We start from the raw sequence: 12,884 nt of genomic DNA, 5'->3' as shown, positions 1-12,884 counted from the left end.
ACAGCGAGCGGTGCGGGGCGGCGTTCAGGACGCGCCAGCGCTACGTTTCGCCGGGGCGGATCGAAGCCACCGGGCGCAGCTGGCCGTTGAGCGGAAAGAGCATGTCGGTCGGTACGGCGGGCACGGTGGTGAACGGGTCGTCGCCGCCGGTGGGCAGGACGAGGGCGGTGGGGTTCTCCCCGTTTCCGTCGATCCGCAGGGCGTTGATGACGATGGTCCGCTCCCGCATATCGGCGATCTCGGGCACGGCGTCGAGATCGCCCTCGACCACGATCGGGCCCGCCAGCCCGGACCAGGCCTGGTGGGTCGTGGAGCCGTGGTGGTGCGGGTGGTACCAGTGCAGGCCCGCGGGGTGGTCGTCCGGGACGGCGTACACGTACTGGTGGGAGCCGAGCGGGCCCACGCGGACGAAGACATTGTCGGCGGGGCCCGCGGGGGAGACCTGCAGACCGTGGGTGTGCAGGTTGGTGGTGATCGCCTGCTGCGGCACCGTGTGATCTTCGGCCAGGCCGTGGACGGCCTCGGGCAGGCAGTGCGGCGCGCCGTCGAGAACGCCGTGGTCGCGCGCCTGCGCCTGGGCCTCGTCGGCGCAGACGGGTGGGAGCGCGTTGAGCGGCACTCCGGTCGGCAGCATCCGGTTGCGTAGCTCCAGACGGACCTGGTCGCCGGGCCGGATGCGCAGCAGTACGCCGGGCAACTGGCCGTCGTACGTGTCCAGATGCAGCCGGCGTCCGCCGACCGCGGGCCGGGCCGCCGCCACCGTGAGCGTGTGGTCGAGGAGCCCGCTCCGGCTGCGGACCTCCGGCAGATCCCGCAGCGGCGCCCCGATGCCGGAGGTGGCCATGGGCGTATCGTTCAGGCCCGCCCGCGCCCAGCCGCCCACCCCCATCAGGGCGCCACCGGCTCCGACGCCGCCCAGCGTGGTGAGGAGCCCCCGCCGTGACATGATCCCGCGCTGGCTGTCGCTCAAGGTGTGTGTGCTCCCTCGTACCCGTGCCGCTGCCCGTACCGCTGCTCATCGTTCGGCTGCTTCATCGTTCGCACGGGTAACCCCTGTTGGCGGCACCGTTTTCCTGCATCGGGCGGAGTTCACTCGTCCGGCGTGCGGGACGGCACTCGGCGACGGCGCGGGGAGGGCTAGCGGGGGGGGGGGAGGGGGCTGACCGGGGCCCGGTCAGCGGCTCGGGTCGTCGTCGCCCGTGCCCCTCTCGATGATCTGGCACACCACCGCCTCACCGCCCGAGCGGCGGACCGTCTGCGCGGTGCGGCGGGCGGCGAGCAGCGCGCGCCGCAGCTGGCGCAGTTCGGCCAGGGTGCGATTGATCTGGTCGAGATGGGCGTCGAGCATCTCGGTGACCCGGCCGCAGGGCTGGGCGCCGCCGCGCTGCAGGTCGAGGATGTCGTTGATCTCGTCGAGGGTCAGGCCGAGGGCCTTGGCGCGGCGGATGAAGCGCAGTACGTCCAGATCGGCCTCGGCGAAGAGCCGGTATCCGGCCTCGGTGCGCTCGGCCTCGGGGAGCAGGCCCTTGGCTTCCCACAGGCGGATGGCCTTGCGGCTGACCCCGGCCAGTTCGGCCGCCTTTCCCACGGTCACGCCCTTCATCGAGCTGCACCTCCCGCGCCTCACCTCTGCTCTTGACCTTCCCCCTCGGGCAAGGTTCTACGCTCCCGGCAGAAGCGGAAACGGGAGCCCGACCAGGGCGATAGCGCCCGGGAGCAAGCCCTGGAGCAAGTACCGGAGCAAGTACCGGAGCAAGTACTGGAGGAGCCATGAGCGACACCACGCCGCGCAAGCTTGTGCTGCAGGTGCGGGGCATGACCTGCACGGGGTGCGAGGAGCGCATCGGCAAGGTCCTTTCCCGGCTCGACGGCGTACGCGAGAGCACTGCTGATCACCGCACCGGACTGGTGTGGGTGGCCTTCGACGCCACCGAGGTCACCCTGGACGCGCTGGCCGAGCGCATCGAGCAGGCCGGATTCCAGGTCACCGGCCGGTGCGGCCGTGCGGAGGCCCCATCATGAGCACCCGGATCCGCACCGAGCCCGCGCCCGGACACGAGCACGCGCTGTGGGCCGAGGAGACCGGCTCCGTCGCGGGGCGGGCGAGGATCCGGGCGCGGATCTCGGGCCTGCACTGCTCGCTGTGCACCGGCACCATCGAGAAGGCCGTAGGGAAACTGGACGGCATCCACCGGGTCGCCGTGAGCCTCACCCACGAGCAGGCCCTGGTCGACTACGACCCGGCCCGAATCCACCCCGAGAAGATCGCCGCCACCCTGCGCGATATCGGCTACGACCTCAACGACCCCCGCAAGGCACGCCCGTTCGAGGAGGAAGAGGGCCGCCTGGTGCGGGAGGGCGTACGGCTGCTCGCCGCGTCCACTGCTTCCCTCGGCGCCATCGGCCTGATCGCCACCGTCACCGGTGTCTGGTCGGTGCTCGTGCCCGCTTCGGTCGTGGCGCTGTTCGTGCCGGTCGCCTTCGCGATTCTGCGCCCGGCGGGGCTCAGCAAGGCGGCTGCAGGGGCGCTGGGCGTGGTGGCGCCCGGCGTGGCCGCTCTGGTGCTGCGGGGCGCGGGAGTGCTCGCGGGCACGCTGATCGACTGGCTGGCCGGGGCCCTCGCCCTGACCTCGGTCGTGGTCATCGCCCCGCACATTCTGCGGATGGCCTATCAGGCGGCCCGGCGCGGCATCCTCAACCAGCATGTGCTGCTCGAGATCGGGGCGTTCGCCGGTATCGCGGGCGGCGTGATCGGCCTGACCGGGCTGCTTTCCGGCTATCCGACGGCCGCGTTCTTCGCCGTATCCGTCCTGGTGACCACCTACCACATCTTCTCCGAGTGGTTGTCGCTCCTGGTCAAGACCCGCTCCAGCCAAGCGGTGAAGAAGCTGCTCGACCTCCAGCCGGATCTGGCCCGGGTACGCCGGGACGGTGGCGAGGCCGAACTCCCCGCCGAGCAGGTGTGCGTGGGGAACCTGGTGCGGGTGCGGCCCGGCGAGCGCATCCCGGTCGACGGCCGGGTGAGTGAGGGCTACTCGGCCGTCGACGTCTCGCTGGTGACCGGCGAGCCCATCCCGCAGGAGCGCGGCCGTGGCGACGCGGTGATCTCCGGCTCCCTCAACGGCACCGGCACGCTCCTGATCGAGACCACGGCACCGGCGGCGGAGAGCTTCCTCGCCCAGGTCGTACGTCATGTGGAGGACGCCCGCGCGCTCAAGCCCGGCATTCTGCACCTGGTCGACCGCGTCCTGCGGATCTACACCCCCACGGTGCTAGCCATCTCCGCGCTCGCGCTGGTCAGTTGGCTGGCCGGAACCGCGGCCTTCGCCGGGGACGGGGTGGATGTGCGGCGGGCGGTGTTCGCCGCCCTGACCGTTCTGGTCATGGGCTACCCCTGCGCGGTCGGCATCGCCGCCCCGCTGGCCATCGTGCGCGGCGCGGGCGAGGCCGCCGATCTGGGGATCATCATGCGTACGGGGGAGGCGTTCCAGACCCTGCGGGCGGTCACGCACATGGCCCTCGACAAGACCGGCACCCTCACCGAAGGCCGCCCCGCCCTGGCCGCCGTACAGCCGGTGGCGGGAGTGGACCCGGACGAGCTCCTCGGCCTGGCCGGAACCGCGGCCGAGGCGCACTCCGAACACCCTCTGGCCCGCGCCCTCACGGCGGGCGCCACCCGCCGGGGCCTGACCGTGCCCGAGGCCCGGGACTTCACGTCCACCACCGGCTTCGGCGTGACCGCCACCGTCCACGGCCACCGGATCCGGGTCGGGCGCCCCGCTCTGCTCACGGACGCCCACATCGATGTGACCCCACTGGCCGACGAAATCCACCAACTGGAGCGCGAGGGCCACACCGTGGTCGCCGTCAGCCGCGATGCCGAGGTCCTGGGCGTGCTCGCCCTCGCCGACACCGCACGCTTGGAGGCGAGGCACACGGTGGCCGCGCTGCGGGCCGAGAGCATCGAACCGGTCCTCGTCACCGGAGACAACCCGCGTACCGCCGCGCACATCGCGCGCCAGCTGGGCATCACCGAGTTCCGCGCCGAAGTCCTCCCGGACGGCAAGGCGGAGCTGGTGCGTGAACTCCAGGCGCGCGGGGCGAAGGTGGCCATGGTCGGTGACGGCATCAATGACGCGCCCGCCCTGATGCAGGCCGACGTCGGTATCGCGCTCGGCAGCGGCGCCGACATCGCCACCGAGTCCGCCGACATCATCGTTCTGCGCGGCGGCGACGTATCCCTCGTCCTGGCGGCACGGAGGATCAGCCGCGGCTCCTACCGCCGCGTCAAACAGAACGTGGCCCTGGCGTTCACCTTCAACGGCATCGGCATCCCGCTGGCCACCACCGGCCTGGTCCACCCGGTGTGGGCCATGGTCGCCATGGCCGCCTCGGTCACCACCATCTTCATCAACTCCATCGGAGGCCGGCCGAGCCTGCTCTTCCAGGCCATCGCCAGCGTCGGCCGCACCCCCGCACCGACCGGGAGGTGAACGTGCCCGGCCCGAGCCCTCCGCCGATCCTCCGGAGCGCTCAGGCCGCCCCGCCGCGGCGTCGCCAGAACTGCCAAGGGCGCTTCGGGGCGCCGCTGTCGGCCGGAAGGAGATGCGGGGCGCGGGTGCGGACCTCGGCGAGGACCTGGCGGGCGCTGGGATTGGTCAGCGGCTTACCGGCGATGTTCACCGTGGGGACGGTCTCGTTGCCCTGGTTGACGGAGCGGACGTAGGCGGTGTCCTGGTCGCTCTCCCAGATGTTGTGCCAGGTCACGGGCAGTCCGGTGCGCTTCAGGCCATGGCGCAGGGCCATGCAGTACGGGCAGCCCGGGCGCCAGTACACATGAACGGCCGACACCGTCCGCGCCGCCGCGGGGTCACTCATCGCCCATGCCTCCCGGTTCTCGTCGGTCGTGAGTCCTCGTCCGTCGTGAGTCCTCGTCTGTCGCGTGGCAGGGAAACCCGCCAGGTCCGCAGCGGCATTCCGCTCTCCCGCTGTCAGGGCGCGACGGCATTCCTCCCCTGGTTCCTTTAACTCCTTGCTCCTCCCAGAGTCGCTCGTCACCCACGTAGGGCGGGTGGCACGTTCCACGGCCCGCAGAGCCGCCACGAGTCCCATCAGTTCTGTTCCCGCTTTCTGTGCGCGGAGGTTCCGGGTGCGGCGGTTCCTTGCGCGGAGGTGGGTGCGGAGGTGGTGGTTACGGAGCCACCGGTCGGCATACGGGGATCGGCGGGGGCGGGGTCCGGCCCGGCGGCGACCGGGTCTCTTCGCGTACGGCGAAGGAGCAGCCAGGCGTAGAGCAGCAGCAGCCCGTCCTCCACCAGGACCCACCAGCCGAGCCGCTGCGTCGCATACCGCCCGAAACAGCCGCAGTTGTCGAGGACAAGGCCACGGGCGTACGCCTGCACGGCGAGGGCGGCCCGCACCACACTCACCGCGGTGTAGCACCACACCGGCACGGCGGCCGTCGAGCGCGGCCGGGCCAGGAACCACACCCCGGCCACCGCCTCGCCCACGATCAGCGCCACCGCAAGGGCCGTCGAAGCCGCGCCACCCGTCAGCTCGTACGCGTCGAGAATGCCCGGCATCGCACCGAACGAGACGAGCTGGCCGAGCGCCATCGCGACGAACACGGCCCCGAGGACCAGGCGGAGGATCATCGCCGCACCTTCTGCCGCAGTGCGAGCAGCCCGCCGGTGACGCCCCGCCCTCGCTCGAGGCGCGCGTAGACGTCGAGCAGCGCGGCATGCCAGGGGCCGTCCGCGTACGTCGGATACGGGTGCACCGTCCTGGCGTACTGCGCGGGCGTCCAGCCGAGGCGGACCGCGGCCGCGAGATGCGCGATCGTCTCCCCGGCGCGCGGGGCGACGACCGTGGCACCGACGATCCGGCCGCGCGGGCCGAGCACCAAGGTGGTGAAGCCGTCGGCACGGCCGTCCGCGACCGCCCGGTCCACCCGGTCGTGCTCCAGCGTGCGCACCCGCGCCTTGTCGCCGTACGTGGAGCGCGCCTCGGCGGCGGTCGGCCCGACCCGGGCCACCTCGGGGTCGGTGAACGTCACCCAGGGCACCGCGTCGTAGCCGATCCGCCGCCGGACACCGAGCAGTGCGTCGGTCGCGGCGGCCCCGCCCTGCACACCACCCAGATGCGTGAACGCGGACTTGCCGGTCACGTCCCCGGCCGCGTAGATCCGCGGGTTGCTTGTCCGCAGCCGGTCATCCGTCGTGATCTGCCCGCGCTCATCCAGCTCCACCCCGGCCGCCCGCAGACCGAGCCCTGCGGTGTTGCCGCGGCGGCCGGTCACGGCGAGCAGTGCGTCGTACGGCAGTTGCCCGCCAGGACCGTGCAGCGCACCGTTGGCCACCTTCACCGCGCGGTACCCGGTCAGCACGGTCACGCCCGCTGCCTCCAGGTGCGCGCGCACCACCTGCGAGGCCTGCGGTTCCTCGCGCGGCAGCAGCCGCTCAAGGGCCTCCACCACCGTCACCCGGGACCCGAGCCGGGCGAACGCCTGCCCCAACTCGCAGCCGATCGGCCCACCGCCGAGCACCACCAGACGGTCCGGCAGCTCGGCCAGGTCCCACACACTGTCGCTGGTCAGCGGGGACGCTTCGGCGAGCCCCGGAACGGGCACCAGGGTGGGCGAGGAGCCGGTGGCGATCACCGCGTACCGGAAGGAGGTCTCCTTTCCGGCAGCGGTGAGCGTGCGCGGCCCGGTGAAAACGGCCGGGCCAGACGCCACCTCCACACCCAGCGGGGCCAGTGACTCGGCCGAGTCGTGCGGCTCGATCGCCGCGATCGCCTCCTTCACCTGCACGAAGACCGCCGCCAGATCGGCGGGCCCGGACGCCGCTCGCAGCCCGAAGGCCCCCACACCGCGGGCGGCCCGCACCTCGGCCGCCACATGCAGCAGCGCTTTACTGGGCACGCACCCCGTCCACAGACAGTCCCCGCCAAGGCGGTCCCGCTCGACGAGCAGAGTGCGGGCGCCGAACCGCCCAGCGGTGCGCGCCGCCGTCAGCCCGGCGCTCCCGCCGCCGATGACCGCCAAGTCGTATGTGCTCATGGATGGGGTTCTTCTCCAGCGCTCTCCGGGGCTTCGGCGGTCGGCCCGGGGACCGTTCGGCCCCGGGGCGGATCCCTGGCATGTGAGGGAAACCCACCGGCACGGCTCGGGCCTTCCCTTCCCCGCACGAATTTTCGGCGGGGAGGGAGGGGGTGCGGCGGCGGTTATGACTCCGGCGTGTCCTGGGCCTGTCCTGGGCCTGTCCGGGGCGTGTGCTCGGTGGGCCGGTACTCATGGGGGGAATGGGCAGGGGGGGTGGAGCGGGTTCCTCACCCCGGCCGAGCGGGGTGTGCGTACGACCGGCCGGGCGGGGACGGCGAAGTGTCCGGTAAGGACGGCGAAGTGCCAGGTAGGGACGGCGAAGTGCCCGGTGGGGACAGCGAAGTGAAGGAGCGGCCCGATGGACGAGCGGCACCGGCGCCGATACCTCAGCGTCTACCACGACGCGCCCCGGTATCACCGAGCGGCCGTACCACCTGGCCGACGCGCGGCACCGACCTCTCGACGGGCGAGCTCGCCGAGGCCGCGCCCGATGGGCGCGCCCCGGCAGACGGCTCGAACTGCCGCTGCGCCGCGTCGCCGCCGTACGCCCGCCGCTGACCTGCACCGGTCCCGCGTCCACCGAACAAGGAACACAAAAGAACACGTATGAGGCAGGAACACGTATGAGGCAGGAACACACATGAGGCAGGAACACGTATGACCCCGCACGGCACTCGGCCCGGCCCCGCCCCGACCTCATCGCCCGACAGCGAACCTGAAGGCGGGCCCGAGAGCGAGCCGGAGCGTGTCCGCCGGGCTCGGTCATCCCGGGGAACCTGGGGCAAGCTCCTTGCGCTCGCGGCACTGCTCACCGGGCTCGGCTGCTGGGTCGCGCTCGGCGGCGGCACGCTGCTCGGCAGCGTCACCGAGTGGGCCGATTCGCTGGGCGTCTGGGGCCCGATGGTCTTCGCCGTCTGCTACGCGCTGGCCGTGACCGCGTTCGTGCCCGCATCGGTCCTGACGGCGTCCGCCGGTGCGCTGTTCGGACTCCCGCTGGGCGCGGCCACTGTCCTGGCGGGCGCCACCGGCGGTGCGGCCCTGTCGTTCGGCCTGGCCCGCTGGCTCGGACGCCCAGCGGTGGCCCGCTATGCCGGAACCGGACGCCTCTCGCGCCTGGACGCCTTCCTCACCCGGCGCGGTTTCCTGGCCGTACTCGTGGTCCGCCTCGTGCCGCTGTTTCCCTTCACCCTCATCAACTACGGCGCAGGCGTGGCCGGAATCCGCTTCGTGCCCTACGTGACGGCCACCGCCCTTGGCATCGTGCCCGGCACGCTCGTCTACACCGGACTGGGCGGAGCGCTGCGGGACCCGACCTCGCCCGAGCTGTGGCTCGCCCTCGCCGGACTGCTCGTCCTGACAGCCGGTGGCTGGTGGGCGGCGCGCCTCGTGCGGTCCCGTACGCCGGAGGCCGCCGCGCCGGTCGGCGAACAGTGACGCTGCCGAGCTTCGGGCAGGGCGTGGAATGGGAGTGAAGTGGGCGTGGAGTGGGCGTGGAGTGGGCGTGGAATGCCCACCTCGGCACAGCGGGTTCCCGACCCGCAACACACGCCTGCGGCGGTCTGCCGCAGGCGAACCAGGCTCAGAACCAGGGGAGAACGATGACGGTCGACGTAACCGAAGAATCTCAGGTGGCCCCCGCCGCCCCCGCGACGCCCGTGCCCGACTCCTCCGTGCCCGACGCCACCGTCGAGGACGCGGTCAGGGAGTACTACGGCAAGATCCTCGCGTCCTCCGCGGACCTGAAGACCTCCGCCTGCTGTACGACCACGGCCCCGCCCGCGCACATCGCCGCTGCGCTCGCCCGGGTGCACGAGGAGGTCAAGGACCGCTACTACGGCTGCGGTTCGCCCGTCCCGCCCGCCCTTGAGGGGGCCACCGTGCTCGACCTGGGCTGCGGCAGCGGACGCGACGCGTACGTCCTCGCCCAGTTGGTCGGACCGACCGGGCGGGTGATCGGCGTCGACATGACCGACGAGCAGCTGGAGGTGGCGCGCCGTCATCTCGACTGGCATGCAAGGGAATTCGGCTACGCCAATGTCGAGTTCCGACAGGGTTATGTCGAGGATCTGGCCACCGCCGGGATCGCGGACGACTCCGTCGACCTGGTCGTCTCCAACTGCGTGGTGAATCTGTCCCCGGACAAGCCGCGCGTCTTCGGCGAGATCTTCCGCGTACTCAAGCCGGGCGGCGAGCTCTACTTCTCCGACATCTTCGCCGACCGGCGACTGCCGAGGGCGCTCCTCGAGGACCCGGTCCTGGTCGGCGAGTGCCTCGCCGGAGCCCTGTACACCGAGGACTTCCGCCGCCTCATCGAGCGGACGGGCTGCCTCGACGCTCGTACCGTGGCCACGACACCGGTGACGCTCGACGACCCGGAGATCGAGCGGAAGATCGGCTTCGCCTCCTTCACCTCACAGACCGTACGCGCCTTCAAACTCCCCCTCGAGGACCGCTGCGAGGACTACGGCCAGGTCGCCGTCTACCGCGGCACCCTCCCCGAACACCCGCACGCCTTCGACCTCGACGACCACCACCGCTTCCGCACCGGCAAGCCCATGCTGGTCTGCGGCAACACCGCCGACATGCTCTCCGCCACCCGCTACGCCTCCCACTTCACCGTCACCGGTGACAAGACAACCCACTTCGGCCTGTTTCCGTGCGCGCCCGCCGGGCCGTCGTCGACGGGCGCGGTGGAGTCGGGGGCGGCTTGCTGCTGAGGGCCGCGCCGTCGTCGTACGTTTACGCGCGGCGGGTCCGGCGCGAGGAAGGACGTCCGGGGATGGACGAGTCCCGGTGGCTCAGCCCACGAGCGGGGGTGCGGCCGGGATGTCCAGGCCGGTGCGGGCGAAGTAGTTGAAGTAGTTGGTGTAGAGGTTCACGGTGACGTGCGCGAACGCCTCGGCCAGTTGCTCACGCGTCCACCCTGCTGCGATTGCCGCGTCCCAGGTGGCGTCCGAGACCTCGCCGACCTCGTCGGCGACCTCCCGTACGACCTTGACCAGCGCGTCCAGTTCGGGGTCGAAAGCGGCATCGCCGCGCCGGATCGCCAGTGTCTGCTCCTCGCTCAGCCCGGCCGCCTTGCCCCCGAGGGTGTGCGCCGCCTGGCAGTACGAGCAGTCGTCCACGGCCCCGACAGCCAGGGCGATTGCCTCCCGGGTCCGGGCGTCGAAGGTACCGTGCTCGTCGATCGCCGAAGTCATCCCCGCATACGCCGCGAGGACGACGGGGGAGTGGGCCATCTCCCCATAAATGTTGAGCACTTTCCCGAACTGCTTCTCCAGACGGCACAGCGCCTCCTGGCTCTGCTCGGGGGCAGTGTCCACGGTGTGCACGGGAATCCTGGGCATGAAGCGTCCTCTCGTCCTCGGCGTGCGGGACGACGCCCGCGACGACGTCTGCGCACAGCGTCCGTACGGGCAGGGAACCCGGTGGCTGGACGGACGCATTCCGTTCACGGCGCGCGACTGTGTACCTGCGACGGGGCGACGATGGCGAAGGCCGGGTCCGGCTCTTCCAGCAGCGACCGAGTCCATGGGGTCGAGGCGCAGCGCAGGCCTGATCTCCGGGAGCCAGTTCTCCAGGGTTTCTCCGAGCAGTGGGCGGTCTTCGGCGTACTGGGTGAGGAAGGAGCGAAGCCGGGGGGCAGGTCGACACCCGCGGGTACGACGCCGACCACTTCATCGAGCCTGGGGAACGTATCCGTATCGCCACGACACGCCAGTGACCGGCCTCTCGGGAGGCCGGTCATCCCGACGTCCTCCGGGAAGCGGCACAGGCACAGGCATCCACCCGCATGACGGGGCCGCCCAGGTGACTGCCGGGGCCCGTGGGGAGCAGTGGCCCGGCTCCATGGCGCGTGACTCCTATCGTGGAGCAGCAGCACACTGACGGTCGGCGCCGAGGCGGGCAGCACATGAGGAAACCGCAGATCGACTACGCGGCCGTCTTCCACGCCCTGCCCGGCATGGTGGCTCTGCTCACTCCCGACCTGGTGTACGCCGACGCCAACGAAGACTTCCTCCGGCTGGCCGGGCGCACCCGCGAGCAGCTGCTGGGCCGCTACATCTTCGACGTCTTCCCCGAGAACCCCAACGAACCGGCAGCGGCCGGCATGCGGGAGACCCGGGCGTCGATGCTGCGCGCGGCGGCCACCGGCGAGCGGGACACGATGGCGCTGCTGCGCTATGACATCGAGGATCCTGCGCGGCCCGGCCACTGGGTGGAGCACTTCTGGAGCCCGGTCAACGCACCCGTACTGGGCCCGGACGGGCGGGTGGAGCTGATCGTGCACCGGGTGGAGGAGGTCACCGAGCTCATCCGTGCCCGCGGCGGCACGGGCAGCGACAGCAGCCGGGCCCGCGTGCTGGAGGCCGAGCTCTACACTCGCTCCCGCGAACTGCAGGAAGTCAACGAACGCCTGCGCCGGGCACAAGCGCGTGACCGCGAGGTCGCCCTGGCCCTGCAGGCGGCGATGCTGCCCACACCCACGCTGGTCGGGCACCACCGGGCAGCCGTCCGCTACCAACCCGCTGTCGGCACTCTGAATGTGTGCGGTGACTGGTATGACCTGGTCGACCTGTCGGGTGACCGCATCGCGGTCGCTGTCGGCGACGTCGTCGGCCATGGCCTGGAAGCGGCCGGCGTCATGGGGCAGTTGCGCAGCGCGCTGAGCGCGGCTGCCCGGGTCGCCGACGGCCCGGCCCGGGCGCTGGAGGCCCTCGGACTGTATGCCCGCCATGTCGACGGGGCCGAGTCGACCACTGTGGTGAAGACCTTCATCGACTGGGGCACCCACACCCTCACGTACAGCAGCGCGGGCCATCCACCACCCGCCCTGCTCCACCCCGACGGCACCGTGACCTTCCTCGACCAGGCGACCGACCCGCCTCTCGGCGCGCGCCCCGAACACGTCCCGCGGCCGGAGGCCAGTACCGCCTTCGCCGAGGGCGCCACCCTGGTCCTCTACTCCGACGGCCTGATCGAGCGTCGTGACGAGGACATCGACACCGGCCTGGCCCGGCTCGCCGACTCCCTCGTCCGTCACGGGCAGGCCGACCCCGAGCCCCTGGCCGACGCCCTCCTGGCCGACCTCCTCCCACCCACCGGCAACACCGACGACACGGCGCTGGTCATCATCCGACTGTGACCCTTGTCGGCCAGCGCCAGCGCCAGTGCCAGCGCCAGTGCCAGCGCCAGTGCCAGCGCCAGTGCCAGAACCAGGAGCAGAGCCGCCTGCCGCCCCTGCCGGGCCGGGTGGTGTGGCTGACGGTCGAGTCCGGGGACAACGCCCCGGGAGTCTTCTGGGCCTACGTACTGGAGGTCCTGCGCCGTCCCGGCTCGCGGCACATTTGAACGGCCGGGCCGAGCCGGTGCTCCTCGTTCTCGACGAGTTCCAGCGGGTGTCCGCGCCGGAGGTCGCCGACGAGCTGTGGTTCGTACTCCACCACGCGGGCGCGAGGCTGCGCCTGGTCCTCGTCAGCCGTACCGAGCCGCTGCTGCCGCTGCATCGGTATCGCGCCACCGGCGAAGTGACCGAGATCCGCGGTGCCGACCTGGCGCTCCGGCCCGAGGAGACGGCCGATCTGGCGCGCAGGCACGGCCTGTCTCTGTCGGGCCACGGCGCCCGCACGCTGACCGAGCGGACCGGTGGGTGGGCCGCAGCGCTGTGAACCGTGGATCGAGGCGATCGTCACCGGTGACCCCGACAAGGCGGCACAGCTCGCCCGCAGTCACGTCGAGGGCTTCGAACGGGCCCTTCGCGACGCCATCTGAAGCGCCGACT

The 12,884-nt window shown here is 71.8% G+C and carries 11 protein-coding genes and 2 pseudogenes; 7 read left to right on the top strand and 6 right to left on the bottom strand.

Features of this window, described 5'->3' with window-relative positions; genetic code table 11:
- Positions 1–40: 40 nt before the first annotated feature.
- Positions 41–970: a multicopper oxidase domain-containing protein gene (locus ACWD10_RS20155; RefSeq protein ID WP_451092774.1), complete on the bottom strand. Its 930-nt coding sequence runs from the start codon at positions 968–970 to the stop codon at positions 41–43.
- A 204-nt stretch (positions 971–1,174) separates the two neighbouring features.
- The gene (locus ACWD10_RS20150; RefSeq protein WP_451092772.1) at positions 1,175–1,603 is read right to left on the bottom strand and encodes a MerR family DNA-binding protein; all 429 of its coding nucleotides are present in this window, start codon (positions 1,601–1,603) and stop codon (positions 1,175–1,177) included.
- A gap of 167 nt (positions 1,604–1,770) precedes the next feature.
- On the opposite strand from ACWD10_RS20150, the gene ACWD10_RS20145 reads away from it, so the two are divergent.
- Complete coding sequence (locus ACWD10_RS20145) at positions 1,771–2,022, top strand: cation transporter (protein ID WP_451092770.1); 252 nt, start codon at positions 1,771–1,773, stop codon at positions 2,020–2,022.
- Positions 2,019–4,493 carry a heavy metal translocating P-type ATPase gene (locus tag ACWD10_RS20140; RefSeq protein ID WP_451092768.1) on the top strand — a complete coding sequence of 825 codons (2,475 nt, stop codon included), beginning with the start codon at positions 2,019–2,021 and terminating at the stop codon, positions 4,491–4,493. The genes ACWD10_RS20145 and ACWD10_RS20140 overlap by 4 nt, the downstream gene beginning before the upstream one ends.
- A 40-nt stretch (positions 4,494–4,533) precedes the next feature.
- Here ACWD10_RS20140 and ACWD10_RS20135 read toward each other — a convergent pair whose 3' ends face one another.
- The 3 genes from ACWD10_RS20135 to ACWD10_RS20125 all read right to left on the bottom strand — a co-directional run bounded on the left by ACWD10_RS20135 (position 4,534) and on the right by ACWD10_RS20125 (position 7,060).
- Complete coding sequence (locus ACWD10_RS20135) at positions 4,534–4,878, bottom strand: mycoredoxin (RefSeq protein ID WP_451092766.1); 345 nt, start codon at positions 4,876–4,878, stop codon at positions 4,534–4,536.
- A gap of 233 nt (positions 4,879–5,111) precedes the next feature.
- A complete protein-coding gene (locus ACWD10_RS20130; RefSeq protein ID WP_451092764.1) occupies positions 5,112–5,654 on the bottom strand; it encodes a MauE/DoxX family redox-associated membrane protein in 543 nt (180 codons plus the stop codon).
- Positions 5,651–7,060 (bottom strand): dihydrolipoyl dehydrogenase family protein, encoded by a 1,410-nt coding sequence (locus tag ACWD10_RS20125; protein ID WP_451092762.1) that lies wholly within the window; start codon positions 7,058–7,060, stop codon positions 5,651–5,653. The genes ACWD10_RS20130 and ACWD10_RS20125 overlap by 4 nt, the downstream gene beginning before the upstream one ends.
- Positions 7,061–7,759: 699 nt before the next feature.
- Between ACWD10_RS20125 and ACWD10_RS20120 the strand changes: the two genes are divergently transcribed.
- Complete coding sequence (locus ACWD10_RS20120; RefSeq protein ID WP_451092760.1) at positions 7,760–8,536, top strand: TVP38/TMEM64 family protein; 777 nt, start codon at positions 7,760–7,762, stop codon at positions 8,534–8,536.
- A gap of 164 nt (positions 8,537–8,700) precedes the next feature.
- On the top strand, positions 8,701–9,819 hold the full coding sequence (locus ACWD10_RS20115; protein WP_451092758.1) for a methyltransferase domain-containing protein: 1,119 nt from the start codon (positions 8,701–8,703) through the stop codon (positions 9,817–9,819).
- 81 nt (positions 9,820–9,900) lie between these two features.
- On the opposite strand, the gene ACWD10_RS20110 is transcribed toward ACWD10_RS20115, so the two are convergent.
- On the bottom strand, positions 9,901–10,449 hold the full coding sequence (locus ACWD10_RS20110) for a carboxymuconolactone decarboxylase family protein (protein WP_451092756.1): 549 nt from the start codon (positions 10,447–10,449) through the stop codon (positions 9,901–9,903).
- 566 nt (positions 10,450–11,015) lie between these two features.
- On the opposite strand from ACWD10_RS20110, the gene ACWD10_RS20105 reads away from it, so the two are divergent.
- From ACWD10_RS20105 to ACWD10_RS20095, 3 genes and pseudogenes are all read left to right on the top strand, one after another.
- Entirely contained in the window at positions 11,016–12,248 is a 1,233-nt protein-coding gene (locus ACWD10_RS20105) for a PP2C family protein-serine/threonine phosphatase (protein WP_451092754.1), read from the top strand.
- Between the two features lie 107 nt (positions 12,249–12,355).
- Positions 12,356–12,768: pseudogene (locus tag ACWD10_RS20100) on the top strand (helix-turn-helix transcriptional regulator); the annotation flags it as partial.
- A gap of 4 nt (positions 12,769–12,772) precedes the next feature.
- A pseudogene (locus ACWD10_RS20095) lies at positions 12,773–12,874 on the top strand (GntR family transcriptional regulator); the annotation flags it as partial.
- Positions 12,875–12,884 lie beyond the last annotated feature (10 nt).

This window comes from Streptomyces sp. NPDC002851 (assembly GCF_053591935.1).
Note: the sequence above shows the minus strand (reverse complement) of the source record. Positions and strands in the feature narration are given on the sequence as shown.

Coding starts and splice junctions, on each gene's coding strand:
- ACWD10_RS20150 (WP_451092772.1), bottom strand. CDS start 1,603: ATGAAGGGCGTGACCGTGGGAAAGGCGGCCGAACTGGCCGGGGTCAGC.
- ACWD10_RS20145 (WP_451092770.1), top strand. CDS start 1,771: ATGAGCGACACCACGCCGCGCAAGCTTGTGCTGCAGGTGCGGGGCATG.
- ACWD10_RS20140 (WP_451092768.1), top strand. CDS start 2,019: ATGAGCACCCGGATCCGCACCGAGCCCGCGCCCGGACACGAGCACGCG.
- ACWD10_RS20135 (WP_451092766.1), bottom strand. CDS start 4,878: ATGAGTGACCCCGCGGCGGCGCGGACGGTGTCGGCCGTTCATGTGTAC.
- ACWD10_RS20130 (WP_451092764.1), bottom strand. CDS start 5,654: ATGATCCTCCGCCTGGTCCTCGGGGCCGTGTTCGTCGCGATGGCGCTC.
- ACWD10_RS20125 (WP_451092762.1), bottom strand. CDS start 7,060: ATGAGCACATACGACTTGGCGGTCATCGGCGGCGGGAGCGCCGGGCTG.
- ACWD10_RS20120 (WP_451092760.1), top strand. CDS start 7,760: ATGACCCCGCACGGCACTCGGCCCGGCCCCGCCCCGACCTCATCGCCC.
- ACWD10_RS20115 (WP_451092758.1), top strand. CDS start 8,701: ATGACGGTCGACGTAACCGAAGAATCTCAGGTGGCCCCCGCCGCCCCC.
- ACWD10_RS20110 (WP_451092756.1), bottom strand. CDS start 10,449: ATGCCCAGGATTCCCGTGCACACCGTGGACACTGCCCCCGAGCAGAGC.
- ACWD10_RS20105 (WP_451092754.1), top strand. CDS start 11,016: ATGAGGAAACCGCAGATCGACTACGCGGCCGTCTTCCACGCCCTGCCC.